Origin of the sequence: Variovorax sp. LjRoot84 (assembly GCF_964254305.1) — a bacterium.
Lineage (GTDB): Bacteria > Pseudomonadota > Gammaproteobacteria > Burkholderiales > Burkholderiaceae_C > Variovorax.
On the sequence record NZ_CAXUTE020000001.1, the window covers coordinates 2,718,424 to 2,736,870 of the forward strand.

Annotated in this window: 20 protein-coding genes; 16 read left to right on the forward strand and 4 right to left on the reverse strand. The window is 69.2% G+C overall.

Annotated features, from left to right (window positions below; all coding sequences use genetic code 11):
- Positions 1–15: 15 nt before the first annotated feature.
- From ACSQ9I_RS13790 to fabG, 9 genes are read left to right on the forward strand one after another with little or no spacing between them, the layout of a single operon-like run.
- The gene (locus ACSQ9I_RS13790) at positions 16–639 is read left to right on the forward strand and encodes a hypothetical protein (RefSeq protein ID WP_436313500.1); all 624 of its coding nucleotides are present in this window, start codon (positions 16–18) and stop codon (positions 637–639) included.
- Positions 636–2,324: an AMP-binding protein gene (locus ACSQ9I_RS13795; protein ID WP_436313501.1), complete on the forward strand. Its 1,689-nt coding sequence runs from the start codon at positions 636–638 to the stop codon at positions 2,322–2,324. Before ACSQ9I_RS13790 ends, ACSQ9I_RS13795 begins: the two co-directional genes overlap by 4 nt.
- Complete coding sequence (locus ACSQ9I_RS13800) at positions 2,321–3,301, forward strand: acyl-CoA synthetase (RefSeq protein WP_436290496.1); 981 nt, start codon at positions 2,321–2,323, stop codon at positions 3,299–3,301. Before ACSQ9I_RS13795 ends, ACSQ9I_RS13800 begins: the two co-directional genes overlap by 4 nt.
- Positions 3,273–3,869 carry a LolA-related protein gene (locus ACSQ9I_RS13805; RefSeq protein WP_093107679.1) on the forward strand — a complete coding sequence of 199 codons (597 nt, stop codon included), beginning with the start codon at positions 3,273–3,275 and terminating at the stop codon, positions 3,867–3,869. Before ACSQ9I_RS13800 ends, ACSQ9I_RS13805 begins: the two co-directional genes overlap by 29 nt.
- Positions 3,866–6,256 (forward strand): MMPL family transporter, encoded by a 2,391-nt coding sequence (locus ACSQ9I_RS13810; RefSeq protein ID WP_436313502.1) that lies wholly within the window; start codon positions 3,866–3,868, stop codon positions 6,254–6,256. The genes ACSQ9I_RS13805 and ACSQ9I_RS13810 overlap by 4 nt, the downstream gene beginning before the upstream one ends.
- Complete coding sequence (locus ACSQ9I_RS13815) at positions 6,256–7,095, forward strand: polysaccharide deacetylase family protein (protein WP_436313503.1); 840 nt, start codon at positions 6,256–6,258, stop codon at positions 7,093–7,095. Before ACSQ9I_RS13810 ends, ACSQ9I_RS13815 begins: the two co-directional genes overlap by 1 nt.
- Complete coding sequence (locus ACSQ9I_RS13820) at positions 7,092–7,847, forward strand: methyltransferase domain-containing protein (protein WP_436313504.1); 756 nt, start codon at positions 7,092–7,094, stop codon at positions 7,845–7,847. The genes ACSQ9I_RS13815 and ACSQ9I_RS13820 overlap by 4 nt, the downstream gene beginning before the upstream one ends.
- Positions 7,844–8,314 (forward strand): hydroxymyristoyl-ACP dehydratase, encoded by a 471-nt coding sequence (locus tag ACSQ9I_RS13825; RefSeq protein ID WP_436303911.1) that lies wholly within the window; start codon positions 7,844–7,846, stop codon positions 8,312–8,314. Before ACSQ9I_RS13820 ends, ACSQ9I_RS13825 begins: the two co-directional genes overlap by 4 nt.
- Positions 8,311–9,042: a 3-oxoacyl-ACP reductase FabG gene (gene fabG / locus ACSQ9I_RS13830; RefSeq protein WP_436313505.1), complete on the forward strand. Its 732-nt coding sequence runs from the start codon at positions 8,311–8,313 to the stop codon at positions 9,040–9,042. The genes ACSQ9I_RS13825 and fabG overlap by 4 nt, the downstream gene beginning before the upstream one ends.
- Here fabG and ACSQ9I_RS13835 read toward each other — a convergent pair whose 3' ends face one another.
- The 4 genes from ACSQ9I_RS13835 to ACSQ9I_RS13850 are packed head-to-tail and all read right to left on the reverse strand — an operon-like array spanning position 9,043 to position 12,988.
- The gene (locus tag ACSQ9I_RS13835; protein ID WP_436313506.1) at positions 9,043–9,819 is read right to left on the reverse strand and encodes a glycosyltransferase family 2 protein; all 777 of its coding nucleotides are present in this window, start codon (positions 9,817–9,819) and stop codon (positions 9,043–9,045) included. It lies immediately after the preceding gene.
- On the reverse strand, positions 9,786–10,586 hold the full coding sequence (locus ACSQ9I_RS13840) for a lysophospholipid acyltransferase family protein (RefSeq protein ID WP_436313507.1): 801 nt from the start codon (positions 10,584–10,586) through the stop codon (positions 9,786–9,788). Before ACSQ9I_RS13840 ends, ACSQ9I_RS13835 begins: the two co-directional genes overlap by 34 nt.
- A gap of 15 nt (positions 10,587–10,601) precedes the next feature.
- Entirely contained in the window at positions 10,602–11,633 is a 1,032-nt protein-coding gene (locus tag ACSQ9I_RS13845; RefSeq protein WP_436313508.1) for a hypothetical protein, read from the reverse strand.
- Positions 11,630–12,988 (reverse strand): NAD(P)/FAD-dependent oxidoreductase, encoded by a 1,359-nt coding sequence (locus ACSQ9I_RS13850; RefSeq protein ID WP_093107663.1) that lies wholly within the window; start codon positions 12,986–12,988, stop codon positions 11,630–11,632. Before ACSQ9I_RS13850 ends, ACSQ9I_RS13845 begins: the two co-directional genes overlap by 4 nt.
- Before the next feature lie 171 nt (positions 12,989–13,159).
- On the opposite strand from ACSQ9I_RS13850, the gene ACSQ9I_RS13855 reads away from it, so the two are divergent.
- The 7 genes from ACSQ9I_RS13855 to ACSQ9I_RS13885 are packed head-to-tail and all read left to right on the forward strand — an operon-like array spanning position 13,160 to position 18,444.
- Positions 13,160–13,885 carry a YebC/PmpR family DNA-binding transcriptional regulator gene (locus ACSQ9I_RS13855; protein WP_093107661.1) on the forward strand — a complete coding sequence of 242 codons (726 nt, stop codon included), beginning with the start codon at positions 13,160–13,162 and terminating at the stop codon, positions 13,883–13,885.
- Positions 13,886–13,910: 25 nt separating this feature from the next.
- Positions 13,911–15,206, forward strand: coding sequence for a phosphoribosylamine--glycine ligase (gene purD / locus ACSQ9I_RS13860; protein ID WP_436313509.1), 1,296 nt, complete (start codon positions 13,911–13,913; stop codon positions 15,204–15,206).
- A complete protein-coding gene (gene hemF, locus ACSQ9I_RS13865; protein WP_436313510.1) occupies positions 15,206–16,120 on the forward strand; it encodes an oxygen-dependent coproporphyrinogen oxidase in 915 nt (304 codons plus the stop codon). Before purD ends, hemF begins: the two co-directional genes overlap by 1 nt.
- Positions 16,111–16,731 carry a nicotinate (nicotinamide) nucleotide adenylyltransferase gene (gene nadD / locus ACSQ9I_RS13870; protein ID WP_436303917.1) on the forward strand — a complete coding sequence of 207 codons (621 nt, stop codon included), beginning with the start codon at positions 16,111–16,113 and terminating at the stop codon, positions 16,729–16,731. The genes hemF and nadD overlap by 10 nt, the downstream gene beginning before the upstream one ends.
- Positions 16,731–17,378 (forward strand): ribosome silencing factor, encoded by a 648-nt coding sequence (gene rsfS, locus ACSQ9I_RS13875; RefSeq protein WP_093107653.1) that lies wholly within the window; start codon positions 16,731–16,733, stop codon positions 17,376–17,378. The genes nadD and rsfS overlap by 1 nt, the downstream gene beginning before the upstream one ends.
- The gene (rlmH, locus tag ACSQ9I_RS13880; protein WP_093107651.1) at positions 17,375–17,842 is read left to right on the forward strand and encodes a 23S rRNA (pseudouridine(1915)-N(3))-methyltransferase RlmH; all 468 of its coding nucleotides are present in this window, start codon (positions 17,375–17,377) and stop codon (positions 17,840–17,842) included. Before rsfS ends, rlmH begins: the two co-directional genes overlap by 4 nt.
- A complete protein-coding gene (locus tag ACSQ9I_RS13885; RefSeq protein ID WP_093107649.1) occupies positions 17,839–18,444 on the forward strand; it encodes a Maf family protein in 606 nt (201 codons plus the stop codon). The genes rlmH and ACSQ9I_RS13885 overlap by 4 nt, the downstream gene beginning before the upstream one ends.
- The last annotated feature ends 3 nt before the right edge of the window (positions 18,445–18,447 follow it).

Consider the following 18,447-nt stretch of genomic DNA (forward strand, 5'->3'; position numbering starts at 1 on the left):
ATGTCTCGATGGCGCATGGCGCTCCTGCTGCTCGCGGGGGTGGCCTATGCCGGCGTTTCCCATTGGATGATGCTGTACCACGCCGCCGCGCCCTGGGCGGTGGGGGTGCTGCTCGCACCGCTGTGGCTGGCAGCGCTGGGCCTGGCCGGTAGCCGCTTCGGCGCCTGGGGCCTGGCAGTGGCCGGCGCGGCCGGTGTGATCGGCTTCGCGCTGGTGCTGCGCGGCGAGGCGGGGGACCCCAATCGGCTCTATGTGTTGCAGCACGCGGGCATCAACGCCTTGCTGTGCGGATGGTTCGGCAGCACGCTGCGCGGCGACCGCCTGTCGCTGATCGGCCAGTTCGCCGAGCGCATCCATCCGCTGTCGCCGGCCATGCGTGCCTACACCGCGCGCGTGACCTGTGTCTGGACCGCCTATTTCGCGCTCATGACCGTGGCCTCGATCGCGGTCTATGCCTTCCTGTCCTTCGCCGCCTGGTCGGTGCTGGCCAATCTGCTCACCCCTCTGATGGTGGCGGGGCTGTTCCTGGGCGAGTACCTTCTGCGCTATCGGCTGCATCCCGAATTCGAGCGCACCCGCCTGATCGACACGGTGCGCGCGTTCTACGGTGCGCCGGTCGATACCCACACCCGGCGATGAATCCGATTCCGCTTCTTTCCGATCGCGATCCTGAAGCGCCGCTCGCTTGGCGTCACGGCGTGCCGGTGAGCGCGCGCCAGTTCCTGGCCGACGTCGCGCGCTTTGCACCCGAGCTGGAGGCCGGCGGCCCGGTGATCAACCTCTGCGTCGACCGCTATGCCTTCGCGGTCAGCCTGGCGGCCGCACTGGTGCGCGGCGAGACCAGCCTGCTGCCGCCCGATGCACGGCCCGACACGCTGGCGCGCCTCGTCGAGGCCGGCGGCCACACCTTCGCCATCGTGGACGCGGAACAGGCCGAGACGCCGGGCATGCCGCGCATCCTGATCGAGAACCGCGCGCCCGTCGCCGACGCGGGCGATCGGCCTGTGCCCGAGATCGCGAGCGACCTGCATGCCGTCAGCCTGCTGACCTCCGGCTCGACCGGCACGCCACAGCCGCATGCCAAGTCGTGGCAGACGCTGGTGGGCGACGTGGCCGCGGCGGTCGATCGCTTGTCCGGCCTGCTCGGGCGCCCCTCGCTGGCCGGCCTCACGCTGGTGGCGACGGTGCCGGTGCAGCACAGCTACGGCCTCGAATCCTCGGTGCTGCTGGCCATGCTGGGCGGTGCCGCTTTCGACAGCGGACGGCCCTTCTTCCCGGCCGATGTCGCGGCGGCGCTGGCCTCGGTGCCGCAGCCGCGCGCGCTGGTGACAACGCCTTTCCATCTCAAGACCCTGCTGCTCTCGGGCGTGGCGCTGCCGCCGGTGGACCTGATTCTCTCGGCCACCGCGCCGCTCTCGCCGCAGCTCGCGGCCCAGGCCGAAGAGGCCACGGGCGGCATGCTGATCGAGATCTACGGCAGCACCGAATCGGGCCAGGTCGCGACGCGGCGGCCCACCCAGAGCGAGGTCTGGGAGACCTTCGGCCAGATCCGCGTGCATGCCGAGCACGACGCCGAGGGCGGCGAGCGCTTCATCTTCGAAGGCGATTTCATCCCCGAGCCGACGCCGCTGGCCGACGTGCTGGAGCTGGTCGACGATCGCCGCTTCCGCCTGCTGGGCCGCGCCAACGACCTGATCCACGTGGCTGGCCGGCGCAGCTCGCTGGGCTACCTCAACCACCATCTCAACAGCATCCCGGGCGTCGTGGACGGTGCCTTCTGGCTGCCCGACGACGTGACCGACGGTGTGGTGCGGCCGGTGGCTTTCGTGGTGGCGCCGGCGCTCGATGCGCACGCGATCATCGCGGCGCTGCGCGAGCGGCTGGAAGCGGTGTTCGTGCCGCGCCGCGTGGTGCACGTCACGGCCTTTCCGCGCGAGGGGACGGGCAAGCTCACCGCCAGGGCACTGCGCGAGTTCGCGCTGGCGCAGCTCGCCTCCGACGGCACGCCGGTGCAGCTTACGCACGAGGTGCCGGCGGACCATCCGGCTTTCGCGGGTCATTTCCCGGGCCAGCCCTTGCTGCCCGGTGCGCTGCTGCTGTCGGAAGTGCTCGAAGCAGTGCAGGGCGTGCCCGCGCTGGCGGCCCGGCTCGGTGCACAGCCGACGCTGGCGGCGGCCAAGTTCCTCGCGCCGGTGCGCCCGGGCAGCACGCTCGTGATCGACCTCATTCCCGAAACCGGCGCCTCGCGCGGGCTGCGCTTCGAGGCGCACTCTTCCGGGGTGACGGTGGCGAGCGGGCGCTGGACGCCGGGCAGCACGGCATGAGCAGCATTCCGCCCGAGGCCGGCGACGCGAAGCCGCGCCAGGCCGACTGGTCACGCATGCCCGAGCGCAGCAACATGCTGGCGTTGCGCGTGATCTGCTGGATCGCCATCAAATGCGGGCGGCCGTTGGCGCGTCTCATCCTGCATCCGATCAGCCTCTACTTCCTGCTGTTTTCGCCGGCGCAGCGGCGCCACATCAAGCGCTACCTGTTCCGGGCGATCGGCCCGAATGCCGGTTGGGTCGATGGCTATCGGCTGCTCCATGCCTTTGCTTCGACGGTGCTCGATCGCATCTATTTGCTGCGCGGCCGCCTGGACCTGTTCGACATCCGGGTCTATGGCAATCTGCCGGTCGAAGCCGAAGCGCACGCGGGGCGGGGCGCCTTCCTGCTGGGGGCGCACATCGGCAGCTTCGAGGCGATGGGCGCCTGCAAGCAGCAGAGCCAAAACCCCGAAGACCTGCGGCTCGCGATGTTGATGTACCAAGACAACGCACAGCAGATCACCACGGTGCTCGACGCGATCAGCCTGCCCGGCCTGCGGCCCCACATCATCGCCCTGGGCCGGCCGCATTCGATGCTCGCGCTGCGCGACTGGCTCGACGGCGGCGGCCTCGCGGGCCTCCTGGCCGATCGCACGCTGGCGGGTCCGGACGAGGCGGGCCAGCAACGCGGCAACAGCATCGAGCTGCCTTTTCTCGGGCAGCCGGCGCTCATCAACGATGGCCCGTTCCGGCTGGCCGCGCTGCTGCGTCGCAAGGTGTTCTTCATGGCCGGGCTCTATGTCGGAGGGGCGCGCTACGATGTCCGCTTCGAGCCGCTGGCCGACTTCAGCGAGCGCATATCCGACCCGGCGGAGCGGGAACGCCGCATCCACGCCGCGCTCGAAACTTATGTGGCACGGCTCGAGGCCTTGTGCCGTGCCTATCCCTACAACTGGTTCAATTTTCATGACTTCTGGCTCGAAGATTCGGCTTGAGCGCTGGGGCAGGGGACTGCTGGCGGTGCTGGCTTTTTCCGCATCATCCGCCTGGGCCCTCGACCTTCCTGAACTGATGGGCCTCCTCGCCAAGCAGAAGAGCGGCGAGGCGCGCTTCACCGAGCAGCGCTTCGTGCGCGGCCTCGAAGGCCCGCTGGACGCCAGCGGCACGCTGAGCTTCCAGGCGCCCGACCGGCTGACGCGGCGCACGCTCACGCCACGCCCCGAGACCATGGCGGTCGACGGCAACACGCTGACCTTGTCGCGCGGCGGACGCACGCGCACCATGACGCTCGACAGCATGCCCGAGCTGCTCGGCATGGTCGAAGCCATGCGCGGCACCTTGAACGGCAATACCCAAAGCCTCGCGCGCTACTTCCGCACCTCGGTCTCCGGCACCCCCGACAAGTGGACGCTGGACCTCGTGCCCATCGATGAGAAGCTCGCGGCCCAGGTGCGCACGCTGCGCCTGAGCGGGCGCGCGGGCGAAGTGCTCGGCATCGAGATGGAGTTCATCGGCGGCGACCGCTCGGTGATGAGCATCACACCCACGCGCACCGCGCCGTGACGCGCCACGCTGCCGCACCCGGCCGGCGGCGCATCGCGCTGGTGCTCGGCATCTGGCTGCTGGCGCTCGCGGCGGGCGTCGCGCTGATCGCACGCACGCATTTCAGCGCCGACCTCTCGGCCTTCCTGCCCGAAAGCCCTGACGAGCGGCAGCGCGTCTTGATCGAGCAGGTGCAAAGCGGGATCGCATCGCGCACGCTCTTCATCGGCATCGAGGGCGGCAAGGATGCCGCGCAACGCGCCGAGGTGTCGCGCGCCGTGGCCGCGGCGATGCGCGAGAGCAAGCTCTTCGACCAGGTGCAGAACGGCGACACCAGCGACTGGAAGGAGTCCGGCACCTGGCTCTTCGACAACCGCTACCGGCTGGCGCCCGACGTGAGGCCCGAGCGCTTCACCGCCGCCGGCTTGCGCGATGCGATCGTCGACACCTTGTCGCTGCTCGGCACGCCGGCCGGCAACATCACCAAGCCGTTGCTGGAGCGCGACCCCACGGGCGAGACGCAGCGCATCGCCGAAGGCCTGATCCCCGCGAGCTCGCCGCGCAGCGAACACGGCGTCTGGGCCTCGCGCCGCGCGCCGCGCGCACTGATCCTGGCGACCACGCATGCGGCCGGCAGCGACCTGGACGCGCAGGCGCTCGCGGTCGAGCGCGTGCGCAGCGCCTTCGAGGCCGCCACGCGCGAAATGGGCAGCGCCGGCCCGCGGCTGCAGATGAGCGGCGCGCCGGTATTCTCGGTGCAGAGCCGCGACCAGATCAAGGGCGAGGCGATCAAGCTCGCCACCGTCGGCGGCATCGTCATGGGCGTGTTGCTGTTGCTGGCCTTTGCCTCGCCGCGCGCGCTGGTGATCGCGGTACTGCCGGTCGCGACCGGCGTGGTGGGCGGCACGGCGGCGGTCAGCCTGTGGTTCGGCGAAGTGCACGGGCTCACGATGGGCTTCGGCAGCACGCTGATCGGCGAGACCGTCGACTACGCGATCTACTACCTGATCCAGGCGCGCGGCGCGGCAGTGCCGGGCACCGGCTGGCAACGCTGGCGCGACATCCATTGGCCCACCGTGCGGCTGGGCCTGCTGACCTCGGTCTGCGGCTTCGCGGCGCTGGTGTTCTCGGGCTTCCCCGGGCTCGCACAGCTCGGCGTGTTCTCGCTGGCCGGCCTGATCGCCGCAGCGCTCGTCGCGCGCCACGTGCTGCCGGTGCTGGCGCCCGACGGTGCGACCGGCATGGGCATGCGGCGCCAGATGGCCCAGGTCGCAGGCGTCATCGTCCGTGCGTTGCCGCGCCTGCGCTACCTGTTCGCGGGCCTGGGCGCGGCCGCACTGGCGCTGGTGCTGTGGCAGGGCGGCCATCTGTGGCGGGCTGAACTCAGCGCCATGAGCCCGGTGCCCAAGGCGGCGCAGCAGCTCGACGAGGAACTGCGTGCCGACATCGGCGCCAGCGACGGCGGCACGCTGGTCGTGGTCCGCGGCGCCGACGAGCAGGCCACCTTGCGCAACGCCGAGGCCGCTGCCGCGAAGCTCGAAGCGCTGGTGGACCAGGGCGAACTGGCTGGCTTCGAGAGCGTCACGCGCCTGCTGCCCAGCGAGGCCGCGCAGGCCGCGCGCATCGCCAGCCTGCCCGATGCCGCGACGCTGAAGACGCGGCTGGCCGAAGCGACCCAGGGCCTGCCGCTGCCGGCGAGCCGGCTCACGCCTTTCCTCGCCGATGTCGAGAAGGCGCGCTCGCAACCCATGATCCGGCGTGCCGATCTCGAGAACGGGCCGCTGGGCGCCGTGGTCAATGCACTGATGTTCCAGCGGCCGGGCGGCGGCTGGTCGGCGCTGATCTCGCTGCACCCCGGCGAGCGCTTCGATGCAGGGCGCCTCGCGGCGGCGCTGGCGGATGTGCCCGAGGTGCAGGTGGTCAACGTCGGCGACGAGCTGCGCGGTCTCTATCGGCGCTACCTGCACGAGGCCTTCGTGCAGGTGATGCTCGGTGCGCTGGCGGTGGTGGTGCTGCTGGGCGTCTACCTGCGCTCCGGGCGCCGGCTGCTGGCCGTGTGCGAGCCGCTGCTGGTCGCGGTGCTGCTCACGCTCGGCGGCCTGGCGGTGCTGCAGGTGCCGCTGGGCATCCTGCATCTCGTGGGCCTGCTGCTGGTGGTGGCCGTGGGCTCGAACTACGCGCTCTTCTTCGACCAGCTGCGCGAGACCGGCCGCGCCGACGAAGACACGCTGGCTTCGCTGATGCTGGCCAACCTCACGACCGTGGTTTCCTTCACGCTGATCGCGATCTCGGACATTCCCGCGCTGTCGGCGATCGGCCGCGTGGTAGCGCCTGGCGCGCTGCTCGCGCTGCTGCTGTCGGCCGCGTTTGCGCGCGGGCCTGCCGGGGCTTCGGCGGCTCGTCAGTGATGGGAAAATCCTTCCCGATGCCCCAAACTCTTTCTGCTCCCGAGTCCTGGCCCTGGCCGCCGATCATTCGCGCCAGCGTCGGCTGGCATCTGCTCGCCATCGCGGCCGGTGTGCTGGTGCCGGGGGCGGCGCCGTGGGCCATCGGCGCGATCGTGCTCAACCATGTGCTGATCACCGCCGCAGGGCTCACGCCGCGCAGCAGCCTGCTGGGCCCGAACGTGACGCGGCTGCCGCAGCCGGCCGTCGCGCGCCACGAAGTCGCGATCACCATCGACGACGGGCCTGACCCGGAGGTCACGCCGCAGGTGCTGGACCAGCTCGACGCTCATGGCCAGCGCGCCACTTTCTTCTGCATCGCCGAGCGCGTGCTCGAACACCCGGCGCTGGCGCGCGAGATCGTGGCGCGCGGCCACAGCATCCAGAACCACACGGCGCGGCATCGGCACAACTTCTCCTTTCTCGGGCCGCGCGGTTTCGCGGCCGAGATCTCGCGCGCGCAACAGGTGCTGCAGGAAGTGACCGGCGAGCGGCCGACCTGCTTTCGCGCGCCCGCGGGCCTTCGCAATCCTTTTCTTGCGCCGGTGCTGCATCGCATGGGCCTTTCGCTCGTGAGCTGGACGCGCCGCGGCTTCGACACGCGCGAGCGCAACGCGGCCACCGTGCTGGCGCGGCTCACGCGCGATCTGCAGGCAGGCGACATCCTGCTGCTCCACGACGGCCATGCGGCGCGCACGGCGGCCGGACGGCCTATCGTGCTCGAGGTATTGCCCCCCCTGTTGGCGCGCATTCATGCGAACGGCTTGCGCGCAGTCACCTTGCCGGAAGCATTGGCCGCATGAGTTCACAGGTATCGACCACCACCGACGCCGCATGGCGCCGACTGCATGAAGCGGCCACTGCGCCGTACAGGAAGGCCGGCAACTTCGCCTGGCATTTCGCGCGCGGCAAGCTGGGGCGCGATCCGGTGTTCCGCGGCCTCGTCGAACGCGGCCTGATCGGCGAGAGCCACCGGCGCGTGGTCGACATCGGCTGCGGCCAGGGACTGTTCGCGAGCCTGCTGTCGGCGATGGCCGCGATGCAGTCGCGAGCGGGCCATTGGCCGCCTGCATGGCCTACGACACCGGCCGCCGCGGAGTACACCGGCATCGAGCTGATGCCCAAGGACGTGGCGCGCGCCGAAAACTCCATCGGCCATCTGCAGCCGGCGCCGCGCTTCGTCTGCGCCGACATGTGCACGGCCGCCATGCCGGCCTGCGACCTGGTCGTGATCCTCGACGTGCTGCACTACGTCGACCACGCCGCGCAGGAGGGCGTGCTGCGGCGCGTGCACGCCGCGCTGCAGCCGGGCGGGCGATTGCTGCTGCGCGTCGGCGACATGGCCAGCCGGCGCGGTTTCGCCATCAGCCAATGGGTGGACCGCACCGTCACGCGCATCCGCGGCCATCGCGTCTCGCCGACCTGGGGCCGGCCGCTGGCGGACTGGACGGCGCTGCTGCAGCGCCTGGGCTTCTCGGTGCAGAGCATGCCGATGAGCGAAGGCACGCCCTTCGCCAACGTGCTGCTGGTGGCCGACCGCAGGGAGGCTGCGTGACCACCGCACCGCAGCAGCTCGACCAGGCCGGCATCGCGAGGCGCATTCCGCACAGCGGCAGCATGTGCCTGCTGGAGCGCCTGGTGTCGTGGGATGCGCAGGCCATCCACTGCACCACCACGACGCATCGGCGCGAGGACAACCCCTTGCGCACGGCCAGCGGGCTGTTGTCGCCGAATGCGATCGAATATGCGGCGCAAGCCATGGCCTTGCACGGCGGGCTGATCGCGGAGGAGGGCAGCGAGCCCTCGGCCGGCTTTTTGGCCAGCGCGCGCAATGTGCGCTTTGCCGCGCAGCGCCTCGACGAGGTCGAAGGCGAACTGCACGTGCATGCGCAGCGCGCCTCGGGCGACGCCAGCCAGATCCTCTACGAATTCGCGGTGAGGGACGCGCAGGGCAGGCCGCTGGCAGAAGGCCGTGCGGTCGTTGTGCTCAATACGCCGCTTGCAACGGGAGCATCCTCATGAGCCTTACCGGTAAACGCGCACTGATCACCGGCGCCAGCGGCGCTCTCGGTGCGGCCATCGCCGAGCGCTTGGCGCGCGACGGCGCCACCGTGCTGCTGCATGCCAACTCGCGGCCCGAGGCGGTCGAGCAGCTCGCGGCCACTATCATCGCCGCGGGCGGCCAGGCCGAATGCCATGTGTTCGACCTGCAGAGCGACGAGGCCTCGCGCGCCGCGTGCGAACGCATGCTGGCCGGCGGGCCGGTGCAGGTGATCGTCAACAACGCCGGCGTGCACGACGATGCGGTGCTGCCGGGCATGAGCGCCGCGCAGTGGCACAAGGTGATCGACGTCTCGCTCAACGGCTTCTTCCGCGTCACGCAGCCCTTGCTGCTGCCGATGCTGCGCACGCGCTGGGGCCGCATCCTCAACATCTCGTCGGTGGCCTCGCTGACGGGCAACCGCGGCCAGGTCAACTACGCGGCCGCCAAGGGCGCGCTCAACAGCGCGACCAAGGCGCTGTCGCTCGAAGTGGCAGCGCGCGGCGTGACCGTCAACGCCATCGCGCCCGGCATCATCGCTTCGCCGATGGCCGACGGCGTGTTCGACAAGGCGATGATCGATCAGCTGGTGCCGGTGAAGCGGGCGGGCAGGCCGGAAGAGGTGGCTGCGCTGGCGGGGTTTCTGGCCAGCGATGAGGCGGCCTACATCACGGGGCAGATCATCTCGATCAATGGCGGGATGATCTGATCAACGCTGAAACGGCGGCGCTCGCCGCAGCCGGCGCAGCAGGAGAACGGGCAAGCGCAGCACGAACTCCAGCATCAGCCGCGTGTGCATCCAGCTCAGCAGCAGGTTGTCTCGCACGTAGTTGAAGTGCGAGACGCCGCCTTCCTCGGCCGTGAGGTACTTGACCGGCGCATCGATGTTGACCGGCTTGACGCCGCCCCACGCGAGGCGCACCACGGCCTCGGTGTCGAAGTCGAAGCGGCGCATCCAGGGCTGGCGCGCCATCACTGCGATCAGCTCCGGCACCGGATAGACGCGAAAGCCGTAGAGCGAATCGCCGATGCCGGCGAACAGGGTTTCGAGCTGGGTCCAGCCGTTCGAGACGCGCCGGCCGCGCACGCGCAGCAGCGGCGCCGAGGCATCGAAGACCGGGCGGCCCAGCACCATGGTCTCGGGCCGGGCCTGTGAGGCTTGCATGAAGGCCGGGATCAGGTCGGCCGGGTGCTGCCCGTCGGAGTCCATGGTGAGCGCATGCGTGTAGCCGGCCTCCTGGGCCGCGCGCAAGCCATGCAGCACGGCCGCGCCCTTGCCCTGGTTCTGCGGCAGCACCCACACGCGCAAGCCGGGGTCGGAGGCGGCCATCTGCTGCAGGCGTTCGCCGGTACCGTCGGTGCTGCCGTCGACCACCACCCAGACCGGGCTCCATTGCGCGCGGGCCGCGCTGACCGTCGAGAACAGGCGCTCGCCCGTGTTGTAGCTGGGAATCAGGACAAGGTGGGTGCGCGAGACGTCTGGCATGCGGGCTGCGCGTCGGAGGCGCGCTGTTCCATGGGGTGGCGAAAGTATTGTTCGATCTCGTGCAGCAGCGCGTCACTGTCCTGCTGCGGCGCAAAGCGTTGCCCGAGCCGGAGCCTGAAGACGATCGGCAGCGGCGGCACGCGCCACAGCGGCCAGCCTTTGCCGAGGTAGGGCGAATCGGTGTCGATGAAGACGGTTTGGATCGGCACCTGTGCGAGCTTGGCGATCAGCGTGACGCCGGGGCGAAAGGCATTGAGCGGCGGTATCACGGTGCGCGTGCCCTCGGGGAAGATCACCAACTGGCCGCCGTTCTTGAGATCTTCGACCGCGAGCCGCACCATGGTGCGCGCCGAGTCGTTGCGGATGTAGCGCGCCAGCCGCGCGCCTGCCCCGAGGAAGATGTTGCGCATCAGGTCGGCCTTCATGATGCAGGCGCTGCGCGGCAGGCGCGCCACCAGCAGCAGGGCGTCGAGCATGGTCGGATGGTTGGCGACGAAGATCACGCCGCGTTCGTCGCGCAAGGCGTCGAGGCAGCTCGCGTCGATGCGCATCATGCCGATGGCCGAGGCCGTGGCCCAGAACGAGCGGTAGGCGAAGGCGATGACGCTGCGGCCGAGCGAGCGGCCCACGCGCGCCGGCAGCACCGGGTAGAGCAGCATCGCGACCAGGTTCCAGGCCAGCGAGATGCTGCCCAGCAGCAGGAGCAGGGCGTAGAGTAGCAAGGCGAGCGGAATGAAGAGGATCCAGCGCAGCAGCCGGTTCATCATGGCGTGCTCGCGCTTTCAGGCGCGCAATGAGCCGTTGGCAACCGCATGGGCCTCGATCTCCACCAGCAAGTCCTGGCGGCAGATGTCCGCCTCCAGGTAGACCGCATGGCTCACGGTGTGAGCCTCTGCACCCAGCGTTTCTTCGAGCACCCGGCGCACGATCGGCGCATCGGCGACATGGCGCACGTACACCACGCAATCGAGGGCCGCGAGATCGAAGCGCGTGGTCGCGCGCCCGTTGGCCGCCGCGATCACCGCGCCGAGATTGCGCAGCGTTTCCTGGGTCTGCGCCACCACGTCGCCCAGGTGCACGGTTTCATGGCCGACGATGCTCGCCGTGCCCGAGATGAAGAGCGCCACGTCGCCGCCACCGATCTCGGCCAGCGCCGCGCGCGAGAAGGTCGGCGAGCGCGGGCCGTAGGTCGGCGGATAGCGGTAGGCCGAGACCTGCCGCGGGTTCTCGACCGGTAGCGGCGCGATGCGTCCCGCCAGGAAGCGGATGCACAGCGCGCCCTGGTGGATGCCGAGCGCGCAGGCGGCCGGCGCTCCTTCGAAAGCGGCTTGGCCGGCGTCGAAGAAGGCCTGCTGGCGGCCCAGGTTGAACTGCCGGTAGCGCTCGAGGCCGCCGCCGTCGCCATTGATCTGCGGCAGGTAGTTCCACACGCGCAGCAGGTGGGCGCAGCCCGTCTGCTCGAGCGACTCGAACAGGTCGCGATAGGCCCGCTGGGCGAGGGCGGCCAGGCCCACCTTTTCAGTGGCCTCGTCGAGATCGATGGCGCCCAGCATCCAGTGGCCGTCGCAGCGCCAGCGCACCACGCCGGTGGTGCCGGATTCGATGCGTTCGCTGGCATGCCACACGTCGGCCATGGCGCCCGCTCCCGAAAGAACGCGCGCATTGACCGTGGGCATCCAGGCTAGGTCGTCCGGTGTGCCGTAGCCCAGCGCGCCGAAGGGCGGGTTGCCGGCAGACAGCAGGGCCAGGCTTTGCGACAAGGACAAGCGCTGGACGCGCAGGGGCGGCACCCCGTTGAAATCGCGCGCGCTCACTGGGCCTCGACGATGTTTTCGCCGGCAAGCGGCCCGAGGTCGCGGATGTTGCTGCGTCGCCTGCGCCAGGCCTCCCAGGTGCGGCGCGGATGCCCGGCCGACACCAGGTAGTAGATCGCCTTGAGCACTCGCAGCGAGCGCCAGATCGGCGTCTTGCCGTAGATGTCGCCGGCCAGCAGCGACATGAGTGCTTCCTTTACGCGGAACGGGTTTTGCGGGTACATGAAGAACTCGCGAATGGTCGGGTTCGTGACGCGGAAGATGAACCACGAGAACTCGCGCGGACCCTTGCGCATGTAGCGCTCGAAGCGCTGCCGCGCCGGGGCGGCCTGCGCGGGTCGGTCGAGTGCGGTGGCCACCACCTCCGCGCCTTCGAAGGCGCTGTGCATCGCGAGGTAGACGCCCGAGGAGAACACCGGGTCGACGAAGGTGAAGGCATCGCCCAGCATCAGGTAGCGCTCGCCGCTGCAATGGGTGCTGGTGTACGAATAGTTACCGGTGGCGTAGACCGCGTCGCCGACCAGCGTGGCGTTCTTGAGGCGCGCGGCCAGCTGCGGGCAGCTCGCAATGGTGTCGGCGAAGAAATCCTTGAGCGGCTTGCTGCGCGACTTCAGGTAGTGCGGCCAGCACACGGCGCCGACGCTGGTCGTGCCGTCGGCCAGCGGGATGTACCAGAACCAGCCGTGCGCAAACCAGAAGATCGTGATGTTGCCCTCGAGCTTGCCCGGCAGGCGCTCGGCATTCGTGAAGTGGCCGAAGAGGGCCGAGCTGTTGTGCTTTGGGTTCTTCTGCTTGGCCTTGAACTTGTTCGACAGGAAGGTGTCGCGGCCGGAGGCGTCGATGACGAAGCGTGCGCGCCAGTTGCAGGAGGCGCCGTCGTCCAGCGTGGCCTGGACGGTGGCGCCGTCGTCGTCGAAGCGTACGTCGCGCACCCGGCAGCCTTCGATGGCCTGCGCGCCCTGGGTGGTGGCGTTGCGGAACAGGATCTCGTCCATCTCGGAGCGCCGCACCTGCCAGGCATAGGGCATCGACTTGTCCCAGGCCTCGGCGAATTCGACCATTTGCGCGTGATCGTGATCGGGCGAAACGAATTCGACGCCCCACTTGGGCATGCCGATGCGCTCGAGCTCGTCGCGCAGGCCCAGCTTGTCGAACAGTGCCACGTTGGCCGGCAGGAGCGATTCGCCGATGTGGAAGCGCGGATGGCGCGCCTTCTCGAGCAGCACGACCTTGCGGCCCTGCCGCGCCAGCAGGGCGGCGGCCGTGGAGCCGGCCGGGCCGCCGCCGATCACGAGCACGTCGCAAGTCTGCGGCGAAAGCGCGGCGGGTTCGGCTGTTGTTGTAGGGATGTTCATGCGCTTTGACTGGGATGGATTCCAAGAAGATGCCCGATCGGACGTGGCGCATCAGCGGCGGATTATCCCAAAAAGCATCTATGGTCTCGCTGTAGGACACGGGGCGTTGCGCGCGCCGGACAGTAAACTCGCTACCTGCTTTGAAAACACGAGATAGCGAGATAGAAAGCCATGGCCGGACACAGCAAATGGGCGAACATTCAGCACAGGAAGGGCCGGCAGGACGAGAAGCGCGGCAAGCTCTGGACCCGTGCGATCCGTGAAATCATGGTCGCGGCACGCGCCGGCGGCGGCGATCTGAGCGGCAATCCGCGGCTCAGGCTGGCGGTCGAGAAGGCCAAGGCGGTCAACCTGCCGGCCGACACCGTCAAGCGCAACATCGACAAGGCCACCGGCAACCTCGAAGGCGTCAACTACGAGGAAATCCGCTACGAGGGCTACGGCATCGGCGGCGCCGCGATCATCGTCGACACCATGACCGACAACCGCGTGCGCACCGTCGCCGAGGTGCGCCATGCCTTCTCCAAGCACGGCGGCAACATGGGCACCGAAGGCTCGGTCGCCTTCCAGTTCAAGCACTGCGGCCAGTTCGTCTTTGCGCCCGGCACCAGCGAGGACAAGGTGATGGAAGTGGCGCTCGAAGCGGGCGCGGAGGACGTGGTGACCGACGACGACGGCGCCATCGAGGTGCTGACCGCAGTCGGCGACTTCGAGACGGTCAAGAACGCGCTCGAGGCGGCAGGCCTCAAGCCGGAGGTGGCCGAAGTCACGATGCGGGCCGAGAACACCATCGAGCTCACGGGCGAGGACGCCGCGAAGATGCAGAAGCTGCTCGACGTGCTCGAGGACCTGGACGACGTGCAGGATGTCTATCACAACGCAGCGCTCTCCGAATGAGGAAAGCGCCAATGAAAGCCTGCGAATGAAGGTACTGGTGATTGGGGGAGGGGGCCGCGAGCACGCGCTGGCGTGGCGGCTGGCGCAGGCCGCTCGGGTCAGCCGCGTCTATGTGGCGCCGGGCAACGGCGGTACGCGCGCGGATTCGCGCTACGAGTGCATCGATATTTCCGAGCCCGCCGCATTGCGGGCCTGGGCGCTGAAGAAAAAAATCGCATTGACCGTGGTCGGCCCCGAAGCGCCGCTGGCGGCCGGCGTGGTCGACGAATTCCGCGCGCACGGCCTGCGCATCTTCGGGCCCACCAAGGCGGCGGCGCAGCTGGAGAGCTCCAAGGCTTTTTCCAAGGCCTTCATGAAGCGCCACAAGATCCCGACGGCCGAGTACGAGGCCTTCACCGATGCCGCTGAGGCCCACGCCTACGTGGATGCCAAGGGCGCGCCGATCGTGGTCAAGGCCGACGGCCTGGCCGCCGGCAAGGGCGTGGTGGTGGCGATGACGCTCGAGGAAGCGCACGAGGCCATCGACTTCATGCTGGTCGACAACAAGCTCGGCATTTCGCACAACGAGGGTGGTGCGCGCGTCGTCATCGAGGAGTTCCTGCAAGGCGAGGAGGCCAGCTTCATCGTGCTGTGCGACGGCCGCAACGTGACCGCGCTGGCCACCAGCCAGGACCACAAGCGCCTGCAGGACGACGACCAGGGCCCCAACACCGGCGGCATGGGCGCCTATTCGCCGGCGCCGGTGGTCACGGCCGAGGTGCATGCGCGCGCCATGCGCGAGATCATCCTGCCGACCATCCGCGGCATGGAAAAAGACGGCATCCCCTTCACCGGTTTCCTCTACGCGGGTCTCATGATCGATGCCGCGGGCCATCCGAAGACGCTCGAATTCAACTGCCGCATGGGCGACCCCGAGACCCAGCCGATCATGATGCGGCTCAAGTCCGACCTGTTCGAGGTGTTCTGGCACGCCACCGACGGCACGCTTGACCAGATCGAGCTCGACTGGGACCGCCGCGTCGCGCTCGGCGTGGTGATGGCGGCCCACGGCTATCCGCTTTCGCCGCGCAAGAGCGACCGCATCACGGGCATTCCGCCCGAAGCGCCCGATGCAGTGGTGTTCCATGCCGGCACCACGCTCGAGAACGGCGAACTCAAGTCCAGCGGCGGGCGCGTGCTCTGTGTGACCGTGCTGGCCGACAGCGTCAAGCAGGCGCAGCAACGCGCCTATGCGGTCGCGGCGCGCATCCATTTCGACGGCGCGCAATACCGCAAGGACATCGGGCACCGCGCCGTCCACGCGCGCGGTTCGCAAGGCTGATGCGCGAGGATCCACAAGCGGTCGGCGACTACCTGCGGGGTCTGCAGCAACGCATCGTGGCCGCGCTCGAAGCGGCCGATGGCGGTACCTGCGTTCGCGACGAGTGGAAGAAGGAACCGGGCGAGCCGCTGCAGGGCAGCGGCCTGACCTGCATCCTCGAAGACGGCCTGCTGTTCGAGCGCGCCGGCTGCGGCTTCTCGCAGGTACGCGGCCCCAAGCTGCCGCCCTCGGCTACGCAGCACCGGCCGGAGCTCGCCGGCGCGCCTTTCGAGGCGATGGGCGTGTCGCTGGTGTTCCATCCGCGCAACCCCTATGTGCCGACCGTGCACATGAACGTGCGCATGCTGGCCGCGCTGCCGGCCGACGGCGAGCCGGTGTGCTGGTTCGGCGGTGGCATGGACCTCACGCCGTACTACGGTTTCGAAGACGATGCGGTGCATTTCCACCGCACTTGCCGCGACGCGCTGGCGCCCTTCGGCGAGGACAAGTACCCGCGCTTCAAGACCTGGTGCGACGAGTATTTCTTCTTGAAGCACCGCAACGAGCAGCGCGGCATCGGCGGCATCTTCTTCGACGATTTCGCCGAGCTCGGTTTCGAGCAGAGTTTTGCGATGCTGCGCGCGGTCGGCGATGCCTTTCTTCCGGCCTACCTGCCGATCGTCGAGCGGCGCCGCGACATGGCTCACGGCGAGCGCGAACGCGCGTTCCAGCTCTATCGCCGCGGCCGCTACGTCGAGTTCAACCTGGTCTGGGACCGGGGCACGCACTTCGGCCTGCAGTCGGGTGGCCGCACCGAGTCGATCCTGCTGTCGATGCCGCCGCTGGCGAGCTGGGCCTATCGCCGGCAGCCGGAGCCCGGCACGCCCGAGGCCGCGCTCTACAGCGACTTCATCGTGCGACGCGAATGGCTCTGACCGCGCCCCGCGTCGGTGTCTTCGGCGGCGCCTTCGATCCGCCGCACAACGCGCATGTCGCATTGGTCGAGGCCGCGCTGGCGCAGCTGAACCTGGCCGAACTGCGCATCTTCCCGACCGGCGACGCCTGGCACAAGCAGCGGGCGCTGAGTGCGGCCGAGCATCGGCTCGCGATGGCGCGGCTGGCCTTTGGCGGATTCGAGCGCACGGTGGTCGATGCGCGCGAAACGCTGCGCGCGGGGCCCACCTACACCCTCGACACCCTGCGCGAACTGCAGCAGGAGCAGCCCGCCGCCCAGCTGGTGCTGATCATGGGTGCCGACCAGGCCGCTTCGTTGCCGCGATGGCACGGTTGGCAGGAGATTCTGGCTATTGCTATCGTTTCCGTAGCGTATCGCGCAGGCGCCACGGGCTCTGCCGATCCTGTTGGCCCTAGAATCCTGCCTCCCCTCCCGTCCGGTGCGCGCGTCGAAACCCTCGAACTCGCGCCGATGGACATCAGCGCGACCGACATCCGGACCCGCGCTGCGACGCGCGTCGACTTTTCTCGTCTGGTTCCGCCGGCGGTTGCACGCTATATTGACCAACACCATCTCTATCGATCCGCCTGATGAACACTGAAGCCGCCGCCAAGAAAGACACCCAAAAACTCCAGAGAGCCATCATCGACGGCCTCGAGGACGTCAAGGCGCAGGACATCCAGGTATTCGACACCGAGCATCTCTCTCCGCTTTTCGAGCGCGTGATCGTCGCCTCGGGCACCTCCAACCGCCAGACCAAGGCGCTCGCCGCCAGCGTGCGCGATGCGGTGAAGGACGCCGGCTTCGGCAAGCCGCGCGTGGAGGGCGAGGACAACGGCGAATGGATCATCGTGGATTGCGGCGCCGCGGTCGCGCACATCATGCAGCCGGCGATCCGGCAGTACTACCACCTCGAAGAGATCTGGGGCGACAAGCCGGTGCGCACCAAGCTGGGCGCTTCGAAGCCCGCAGCCCCCGCCAGGGCGAGCGAGGAAAAGGCGCCCGCGGCCAAGAACAGCACCTCGCTGCGCCGTTCCAGCGCAGCCAAGACCGCGATCCGCGCGGCCGAACAGGCCGCCAAGCCGAAGAAGCCCGCGGCCAAGAAGACGGCCGCCCGGAAGACGCCGGTCAAGACCATGGTCGTGAACAAGGCGCCCGCGAAAAAGGCCGCAGCCTCGAAGAAGGCCGCACCGGTGGCGAAGAAGGCGCCGCGCAAGACCGCTTCGTCCCGGTCATGAAGCTGCTGGTGGTCGCAGTCGGGCAGCGCATGCCCGACTGGGCACAGACCGCCTGGGACGACTACGCCAAGCGTTTTCCGCCCGAACTCAAGCTCGAACTGCGTGCGGTCAAGACCGAGCCGCGCGGCTCCAAGACGCTCGAAACGCTCTATGCGGCCGAGCGCGAGCGCATCGAGGCCGCGATCGCCAAGGGCATGCGCATCGTGGTGCTGGACGAGCGCGGCACCGCGCTCACCACCAAGGCGCTCGCTGCCCGGTTGCAGGCCTGGCAAGGCGAGGGTGACGACGTCGCGCTGGTGATCGGCGGCCCCGACGGGCTGGATCCCGCCTTCAAGGCCGCCGCGCACGAACGCATCCGCCTGTCGGATCTGACCTTGCCGCATGCGATGGCGCGCGTGCTGCTGGTCGAGCAGCTCTACCGTGCCTGGTCGGTCAATGCAGGACATCCTTATCACCGCGAATGAACCCGTCTTTCATCTATCTTGCGTCGCAAAGTCCGCGGCGCGCGCAACTGCTGGGACTGCTCGGCGTACACCACGAACTGCTGCTGGCCGGGCCGGATGAAGACACCGAGGCGCTGGAGCACGAGCTGCCGGGCGAATCGCCGACGGCCTATGTGCAGCGGGTCACCGCGCTCAAGCTCGATGCGGCCGTGGCGCGGCACAAGCGGCTGGACCTGCCGCCGGCGCCCGTGCTTTGCGCCGACACCACCGTGGCCCTGGGCCGCGCCATCCTGGCCAAGCCGGAGGGCGCGCGGGATGCCGAGCGCATGCTCGCGCTGCTGTCCGGGCGCACCCACCGCGTGCTGACGGCGATCGCGCTGCAGCACGGCAGGCGCCGGCATGCGGCGCTCAGCGTGTCGCGCGTGCGCTTTGCCGCCGTCGCCAAGTCGCGGATTGCCGACTACGTCGCCACCGGCGAACCGATGGGCAAGGCCGGCGCCTATGCGATCCAGGGGCGGGCCGCGGCTTTCGTCGAACACATCAGCGGCTCGCATTCGGGCATCATGGGCCTCCCGATGTTCGAGACGGCACAGCTGCTGCGCCGGGCCGGCTTTAGGCTCTAAAAA